At 74.6% G+C, this 7,425-nt stretch carries 6 protein-coding genes and 1 pseudogene; 3 read left to right on the plus strand and 4 right to left on the minus strand.

Annotated features, from left to right (window positions below; all coding sequences use genetic code 11):
- Both mptB and CCN72_RS40920 read left to right on the plus strand, forming a co-directional pair.
- On the plus strand, positions 1-1,186 hold a 1,186-nt coding region (gene mptB / locus CCN72_RS30515; protein ID WP_107430196.1), incomplete at its 5' end, for a polyprenol phosphomannose-dependent alpha 1,6 mannosyltransferase MptB.
- Entirely contained in the window at positions 1,183-2,505 is a 1,323-nt protein-coding gene (locus tag CCN72_RS40920) for a glycosyltransferase 87 family protein (RefSeq protein WP_086811278.1), read from the plus strand. The genes mptB and CCN72_RS40920, both read left to right, overlap by 4 nt.
- 131 nt (positions 2,506-2,636) lie before the next feature.
- Here the strand turns inward: CCN72_RS40920 and CCN72_RS30525 are convergent.
- The 3 genes and pseudogenes from CCN72_RS30525 to CCN72_RS30535 all read right to left on the minus strand — a co-directional run.
- A pseudogene (locus tag CCN72_RS30525) lies at positions 2,637-3,503 on the minus strand (D-alanyl-D-alanine carboxypeptidase family protein); the annotation flags it as partial.
- A 104-nt stretch (positions 3,504-3,607) separates the two neighbouring features.
- Positions 3,608-4,756 carry a transcription termination factor Rho gene (rho, locus tag CCN72_RS30530; protein WP_086811280.1) on the minus strand — a complete coding sequence of 383 codons (1,149 nt, stop codon included), beginning with the start codon at positions 4,754-4,756 and terminating at the stop codon, positions 3,608-3,610.
- Between the two features lie 389 nt (positions 4,757-5,145).
- Entirely contained in the window at positions 5,146-5,541 is a 396-nt protein-coding gene (locus CCN72_RS30535) for a nuclear transport factor 2 family protein (RefSeq protein WP_086811281.1), read from the minus strand.
- Between the two features lie 74 nt (positions 5,542-5,615).
- Here CCN72_RS30535 and CCN72_RS30540 point away from each other — a divergent pair, with 74 nt between their 5' ends.
- Complete coding sequence (locus CCN72_RS30540) at positions 5,616-6,359, plus strand: class I SAM-dependent methyltransferase (protein WP_086811285.1); 744 nt, start codon at positions 5,616-5,618, stop codon at positions 6,357-6,359.
- A gap of 14 nt (positions 6,360-6,373) precedes the next feature.
- Here the strand turns inward: CCN72_RS30540 and CCN72_RS30545 are convergent.
- On the minus strand, positions 6,374-7,425 hold a 1,052-nt coding region (locus CCN72_RS30545), incomplete at its 5' end, for a serine hydrolase domain-containing protein (protein WP_086811283.1).

The raw sequence follows: 7,425 nt of genomic DNA on the forward strand, positions 1-7,425 counted from the left end.
GCCCGCGCCGCGCGCCCTGCTGCTCGTACTGGCCGTCTGGGCCGCCCCGTTGGTGCTCGCCCCGCCGCTGTTCAGCCGGGACGTCTACAGCTATCTCGCGCAGGGCGCCATGGCCGACGCGCACATGGACGTCTACACCCAGGGCCCCGCGGCCCTCGGCGGTCCGCTCGCCGACCAGGTGGCCCCCATGTGGCAGCACACCGGAGCGCCGTACGGCCCCGCCTTCCTCGGCCTCGCCTCCGCGCTGTCCGGCCTCACCCGGGGCGAGCTGCCCGCGGGCCTGATCGGCATGCGCCTGCTCGCGCTCCTCGGGGTGGCCCTGATGGCGTTCGCGCTGCCCCGGCTCGCCCGGCACAGCGGCGCCGACCCGGCCGCCGCGCTCTGGCTCGGCGCCCTCAACCCGCTGGTGCTGCTGCACCTGGTCGCGGGCGCCCACAATGACGCGCTGATGCTCGGACTGCTCGGGCTCGGCCTGGTCGCCGCCCGGGGCCGCAGACCTGTTCTGGGCGCCGTACTCGTCACCCTCGCCGCCCTGGTCAAGGCGCCCGCCGCGCTCGGTCTGCTCGCCGTGGTGGCGTTCCAGGCCCGCGCCGGGCGCCGCCCGCTGCCCGCCGCCCTGACCACCGCGGCCGTCTCCGCCGCGACCACGGTCGCCGCCACCGCGACGGCCGGCACCGGCTACGGCTGGATCGGCGCCCTCGGCACCCCCGTCTCCCCGCAGAACTGGGCGCTGACCAGCCTGCTCGGCCGGGCCACCGGCGACCTGCTCGACCGGCTCGGCAGCGGCCTGGCCCCGCTGGCGGTCCCCGGCTGGCATTTGCTCGGCCTCGCCGCCACCGCCGTCGCCATTCTCGTCATATGGCTGCGACTGCGCCTCAAACCGGTGTACGCGCTCGGCCTGAGCCTGCTCGTCGTCGCCGTGTTCGGCCCGGCGATCCGCCCCTGGTACGTGCTGTGGGGCCTGTTCCTGATCGCCGCCGCCGCGCCCAGCACCTCGGTACGGCACCGGGTCGCCGCCCTCGCCGGAGTGCTCGCCCTCGCCGTGCTGCCCAGCGGCGGCCCCGCCGACGCGGGCCAACTGGTGCTCGCCGTCTGCGGCGGGCTGCTCGGCGTCGTCGTCCTGTGGCAGGCCCACCAGGCGGCCCAGGCGCCCGCCGTGTCCCCGGCCCCGGGGCGCGCCGCATGACGGGCCCGCGCACCGAGCGGGGCAGGCTGCTGCTGGTCCTCGCCCTCGCCGCCGCCGTGACCGCGTTCACCGCGACCGTGCCGCTGCTGCGCGGCTTCTTCGACCTGCGCGTCTACTACGGCACCGTGCACACCTGGGTGCACCACGGCGGCCTGATCTACGACTACCGGGTGCCGGGCACGCGGTACGGCTTCACCTATCCGCCGTTCGCCGCGGTCCTGATGCTGCCCCTGGCCCTGCTGGGCCGCACCACCGCGATCGCCGCCTCCCTGGTGGTGAACGCGGCCGCCCTCGGCGTGGTCCTGCGCGTCCTGGCCGGTGACGACTGGCGACGCCACGGCTGGTACCGCTGGTCGCTGGCCCTGTGCGCGCTCGCGCTGTTCGAACCCCTGCGGGACACCTTCAGCTTCGGCCAGGTCAATGTCGTCCTCCTGGCCCTCGTCCTCACCGACGCCCGGCTGCTGTCGAGCGGCCGGGGCCGCTGGGCGGGCGCCGGGATCGGGCTCGCGGCGGCCATCAAGCTGACGCCGGCCATGTTCATCGGGCTGCTGCTGCTCGCCGGACGCCGCCGGGCCGCCGCGCAGGCGACCGCCGTGGCCGCCGCCGTGACCGCGCTCGCCGCCCTGGTGGACCCGGCCGCCTCCCGGTTCTACTGGACCCGGGCGCTGTGGGACACCAGCCGGGTGGGCCGGCTGGACTACGTCTCCAACCAGTCGCTCCAGGGCGTGCTGGCCCGGCTCGGCGAGACCGGCCGCCCGCTGTGGGCGCTCGCGGTGCTGGGCACCCTGTGCGTCTGGGCGTGGCGCAGCCGCCGGGCGGCGCTGGCCGGTGACTGGACCGCGGCCTTCGCCCTCACCGGGGCGGCGGCCTGCCTGGTCAGTCCGGTCACCTGGGTGCATCACCTGGTGTGGCTGCTGCCCTCCTTCGCGGTCCTGCTGCGCGCCGGGCACCGGCGCCTGGCGGGCGCGCTGTACGCGGTGCTGTGCACCAGCGTGGTCTGGCTGTGGTTCGACGACGCCTCCGGCCTCGACGGCTTCCTCGGCAGCAACCTCTACACCTGGATCACCCTGGGCCTGCTGCTCGGCCTGCCGATCGGTCAGCCGCGCGCCGCCCTGCCCTTGCCCTTGGCCCTGCCCCTGGCCCGCAGCGCCAGTGCCATCGCGGCCGCGCCCAGCCCGGCGAGTCCCGCCCCGACGGCGGTGCCGGACCAGTCGTCGTCGTCCGGCGCCCCGGACGTGGCCGCCGCCACCGGCGCGGCCGAAGCGGCCGGCCGGGGCTTGGGCCGCAGCCCGTCCAGCGAGCCCACCGGATCCACCTGACCGTCCGCCGCGAAGCCCCAGTCGAGCAGCTGACGCGCCTCCTCGTACACCTCGAAGCCATCGCCCGCCTGCGGGTTCATCACGGTCACCTCCAGGGTGCGCCCGCCCCGCCGGGCGGCAGCCACCAGGGTGTTGCCCGCGTTGGTGGTGTAGCCGTTCTTGACGCCGATCAGGCCCGGGTAGGGCGCCACGCCGTCGGCGCCGGTGAGCAGCCGGTTGGTGTTCTCGATGGCGAACGGCGCCCCGTCGCCGGGGAACTCGGCCTGCGCGGTGGAGCAGTACGTGGCGAAGTCGGGGTTGCGCAGGCCCTCGCGGCCGAACACGGCCAGGTCGTAGGCGGAGGACACCTGACCCGGGGTGTCGTAACCGTCCGGGGACAGCACATGCGTGTCCAGGGCGCCCAGGGCACGGGCGTTGGTCTGCATCCGCTTGGCGGTCGTCTCCCAGCCGCCGTTGAGGGAGGCGAGCACATGCACCGCGTCGTTGCCGGAGCTGAGGAAGACCCCCCGCCACAGGTCCGCCACCCGGTAGCTGTGGCCCTCCTCGACCCCGACCAGGCTGCTGCCCTCGGCGACGTCGGCCAACTCCTGGTAGCGCACGGTGTGCTGCATCCCGCTGGGCAGCTTCGGCAGCACGGTGAGGGCGAACAGCGTCTTCAGGGTGCTGGCCGGCGGCAGCGGCCGGTGCGCCTCGCTCGCGGCCAGCACCTGCCCGCTGCCCGCGTCGGCCACCAGCCAGGACAGCGCGGAGACGTCCGGCAGCTCGGGGGCGCTCCGGCGCGGGCGTACCTGCGTGCCCGAGCGGTAGAGCAGGGCCGGCGCCGGGATGGCCGCCCGGGGCGCGGGCGGCGCGGGCTCGCCGTTGCGGGGCAGCGCGGCGCTCCGGTGCCGCGCCGCGGCCGGGGCGGCGCCGGCCAGGGCCGGGGTGCACGCCAGCAGGCCCGCCACACACAGGGAACAGGCGGGTACGACCGCCCGATATCTGAATCTGGTGATCATATGATCAACGTACGAACGGGAGTGGTGTGCGCGCGTCGGCCGCGCCGTCCGGCCCAACGGAGCAACCCGGATGCCAGCGGAGCAACCCGGTTGCCGTACCCGGGTCAGCTCGCGGGCAGGGTCGGCAGGACCTGCCGCAGGAAGGCCGCGTTGCCGGGGGTGCGCCGCATCCGCTCCAGCAGCGTCTCCAGGCCCGCCGGGGCGCCCTCGCGCGAGCGCAGGGCGCGGCGCAGCCCGTGGACGGCGCCCAACTCGGCCGGGGTGAGCAGCAGTTCCTCGCGCCGGGTGCCGGAGCCTTCGAGGTCCACGGCGGGGAAGACGCGCCGCCCGGCCAGTTCCCGGTCGAGCCTCAGTTCCATGTTGCCCGTGCTCTTCAGCTCCTCGAAGAAGTAGCCGTCGGCACGGGAGCCCGTGTCCACCAGGGCGGTGGCCAGAATGGTGAGCGAGCCGCCCTCCTCGGCCTCGCGGGCGGCGCCGAAGAACCGCTTGGGGCCGATCAGCGCGCCCGCGTCGACACCGCCGCTGAGGGTACGGCCGCCCGCGCCGGAGGCGTTGTTGTGCGCCCGGCACAGCCGGGTCAGCGAGTCCAGCAGCACGACGACGTCCTCGCCCGCCTCGACCAGCCGCTTGGCCCGTTCGACGACGAGTTCGGCGAGGGCGATGTGCTCCTTGGCGGTGCGGTCGAAGGTGGAGGCGTACACCTCGCCGTGCAGCGCCCGGCGCATCTCGGTGACCTCCTCGGGGCGCTCGTCCAGCAGCAGCACCATCAGCCGGCACTCGGGGTGGTTCCCGGCGACGGCCGCGGCCAGCTGCCGCAGCAGGACCGTCTTGCCGCTCTTCGGCGGCGCCACGAGGAGGCCGCGCTGGCCCTTGCCGACCGGCGTGAACAGATCGGCGACCCGGCCGGCGAGCCCGGCGTCCGGGTGTTCCAGGCGCAGTCGGCGGCGCGGGTGCAGCGGGGTGAGGTCGCGGAAGTTCCGGCGGGCGGCGAGGTCGCCGGGCGCGCGGCCCTCGACCCGGGCGACCTCGGTCAGCGCGCGCTGCGCGCCCCGGACGCCCTCGACCAGGTCGCCCTTGCGCAGTCCGTACCTGCGGATCAGCGCGGCCGGTACTTGTGGGTCGGCGGGGGTGGGAAGGAGATCGGCGGCCCGCAGATGCCCCTTCCCGTGTGTGTCGATGTCGAGTACGCCGGTGACGAGCCGAGTGGCCGGGGCCCGGAGCTCGACCGGAGGGTGTTCGAGTGTGGTGGTCATGGAGGGGTGTCCTTTCGCGGACGAAGAAAGTGGGGAGAAGCGCGTGGGAAGGGGGGAACGGCCGCGAGCGGGAGGCGGATACGACCTGCCTCCGGGCGGCGGGAACCACACCCCGGACACGACGGCGAAAGCCCTGGTCACGAGGTGGTGCGAAGAAGAAGCCCGGGGCCGCGCGAACGGCTCGGCCGAGGGGCTGGAGAGAAGACGGCGACATCGGTGCCGGTACGAGGGGCACGCACATGCGCTGTTCGCACTATACCGGTGCGCTCGGTGGCGTCAACAGATCGGTGCGCGGGGGTATTCCCGGGGACGGATCCGCAGGCCCGGCGGAAAGGCGGGGGCGGCCCCGTGCGGACCGCCCTCGCCCGGCGTCAGGAACGTGCCTGCCGTCAGGAACCCGCCTGCGCCTCCTCGGCGATCTGGTCGAACCGTGCTCCCATCGCCTCGGCGAGGGCGTGCGCGCCCGACAGCGGGCGGACCATGACCATGAGGTCGTCGATCAGCCCCTCCTCGTTGACGTGCAGGAAGTCGCAGCCCGTCAGCTCGCGCCCGCCCACCCGGGCGGTGAAGACCAGCGCGTGGTCGGGGGAGGCGGGGGCGCCGAACTCGCGGACGTAGCGGAAGTCCTCGAAGACCTGGGAGACCGCGCGCAGGATCGCGGCGGTGATGGCCTTGCCCGTATACGGTTTGAAGACGACGGGACTGGTGAAGACGACGTCCTCGGCCAGCAGCGCCGCCACGGCGTCCAGGTCCCCGGCCTCGACTGCCGAACGGAACGCGTGCATGGGATCACCTCTGTAGGTTGGGTCGGTGCGGATGAAACTGATCAATGGGTACGAGAGTTGACGGGTTGACGGACATGTTCGGACCCGAAGGCCCCTCGCTGCGCGAACTCGCCGTCCAGGCGATGTCCTCCGTCGAGCACGGATACGACCTGCTCGCGCCGAAGTTCGACCACACGCCCTTTTGCACCCCCGGCCGGGTGCTCGACGCCGTGGCGCGGGCGCTCGACCCGCTGGGACCGTTCGACGACGGCCTCGACCTGTGCTGCGGGACCGGCGCCGGTGTCCGGGTGCTGGCCGGGCTGTGCCGTCGTAGCGCCGTGGGCGTCGACTTCAGTGCCGGGATGCTGGACGTCGCCCGGCTCCGGGTCCGCCCCGAGGACGGGCCCGCGATCGGCTGGGTGCGCGGCGACGCACGGGCGCTGCCGTTCACCGCCGCCTTCGATCTCGTCGTCAGCTTCGGGGCGTTCGGCCACTTCCTGCCCCGCGAGCTGCCCGGACTGTTCGCCCAGGTCCACTCGGTGCTGCGGCCCGGCGGCAGCTTCGCCTTCCCGCTGGGCGCCCCCGTCCCGGCGAACCACCGCGCGTTCTGGACCCTGCTCGGCTTCGACGCGGTGATGCGGGTGCGCAACGCCCTGTGGCGGCCGCCGTTCGTCATGTACTACCGGACGTTCCGACTGGGCACGGTGCTCGCGGAGTTGGCACGCGCCGGGTTCACGACCCAGCTGCGCGCCCTGCCCGAGTTCGGGCGGCGCGACGACGGGAGCCCCCGTGCCCGGCTGGTGGTGGCCACCAAGTCCGCCGCTGAGCAAGGCGGCTGAGCCCGGTTCGCCGATCACAGGGCGCCGTACAGGGCGTCGATCAGGGCCATCTTCCGGGGGTCGTCCATGATGCGCGGACCCATCCGGTTCATGACGTAGCCCAGCGACACCCCCGCCTCCGGATCGGCGAGCCCGCACGAACCGCCGAACCCGTCATGCCCGAACGCCCGCGGATTGGGCCCGTACGCGCCCTGCGGCCCGCTGAGCCACAGCCCGAGCCCCGCCTCGCTCTCGCCGCCCAGGCCCGCCCCGAGGACCAGGTCGACACAGCTGCCCTGCCCCTCGCGCACCCGCTCCGCCGCCTCGGGCGAGAGGATCCGCCGACCGCCGAAGGAGCCGCGTCCGGCGAAGACGCCGTAGAGCGCCGCGACCGCCCGCGCGGTGCCGTGCCCGTTGCCCGCCGGGACCTCCGCCGCCCGCCACGCGGGTGTGTTCGCGTGGGCCGTGCCGATCGCCGGGTTGGCCATCGCCGCGAGCGTCAGCCGGGTCAAGTGGCGGAAGGTGGGTGAGCGTTCGTCGTCCGAGGCGGCCGGGGTGTGCGTCAGCTCGGCGGCCCGACCGTACTCCTCGACCGGCAGGCCCACGCTGAAGTCGATGCCGAGCGGCCCGGTCACCTCCCGCTCCAGGAAGGCCCCCGGCTTCAGCCCGGTGATCCGCCGTACGACTTCGCCGACCAGGAAGCCGTACGTCACCGCGTGGTACCCGGACCGGGTGCCCGGCTCCCACCAGGGCTCCGTGGCCGCGAGCCGGGCGGTGGTCAACTCCCAGTCGTACAGGTCCCGGAGGCTGTGCGGCTCGCGCAGTCCGCACAGCCCGGCGCGGTGCGACAGCAGATGCCGTACCAGCACCCTCTCCTTGCCGGCCGCCGCGAACTCGGGCCAGTACCGGGCCACCGGCGCGTCCAGGTCGAGCAGCCCCCGGTCGGCCAGCAGATGCGCGCACAGCGCCACCGGGCCCTTGGTGGTCGACCACACGTTCACCAGGGTGTCCCGCTCCCAGGACCGGGTGCGGGCGGCGTCCGCCCAGCCGCCCCACAGGTCCACCACGGTCTCCCCGCCGAGGGTGA

The organism is Streptomyces murinus (genome assembly GCF_002154555.1).
Classification (GTDB): Bacteria; Actinomycetota; Actinomycetes; order Streptomycetales; family Streptomycetaceae; genus Streptomyces; species Streptomyces murinus.

Excerpts from the sequence above, each read along its gene's own strand:
- CCN72_RS40920 (WP_086811278.1), top strand. The coding sequence starts at position 1,183 with ATGACGGGCCCGCGCACCGAGCGGGGCAGGCTGCTGCTGGTCCTCGCC.
- rho (WP_086811280.1), bottom strand. The coding sequence starts at position 4,756 with ATGACCACCACACTCGAACACCCTCCGGTCGAGCTCCGGGCCCCGGCC.
- CCN72_RS30535 (WP_086811281.1), bottom strand. The coding sequence starts at position 5,541 with ATGCACGCGTTCCGTTCGGCAGTCGAGGCCGGGGACCTGGACGCCGTG.
- CCN72_RS30540 (WP_086811285.1), top strand. The coding sequence starts at position 5,616 with ATGTTCGGACCCGAAGGCCCCTCGCTGCGCGAACTCGCCGTCCAGGCG.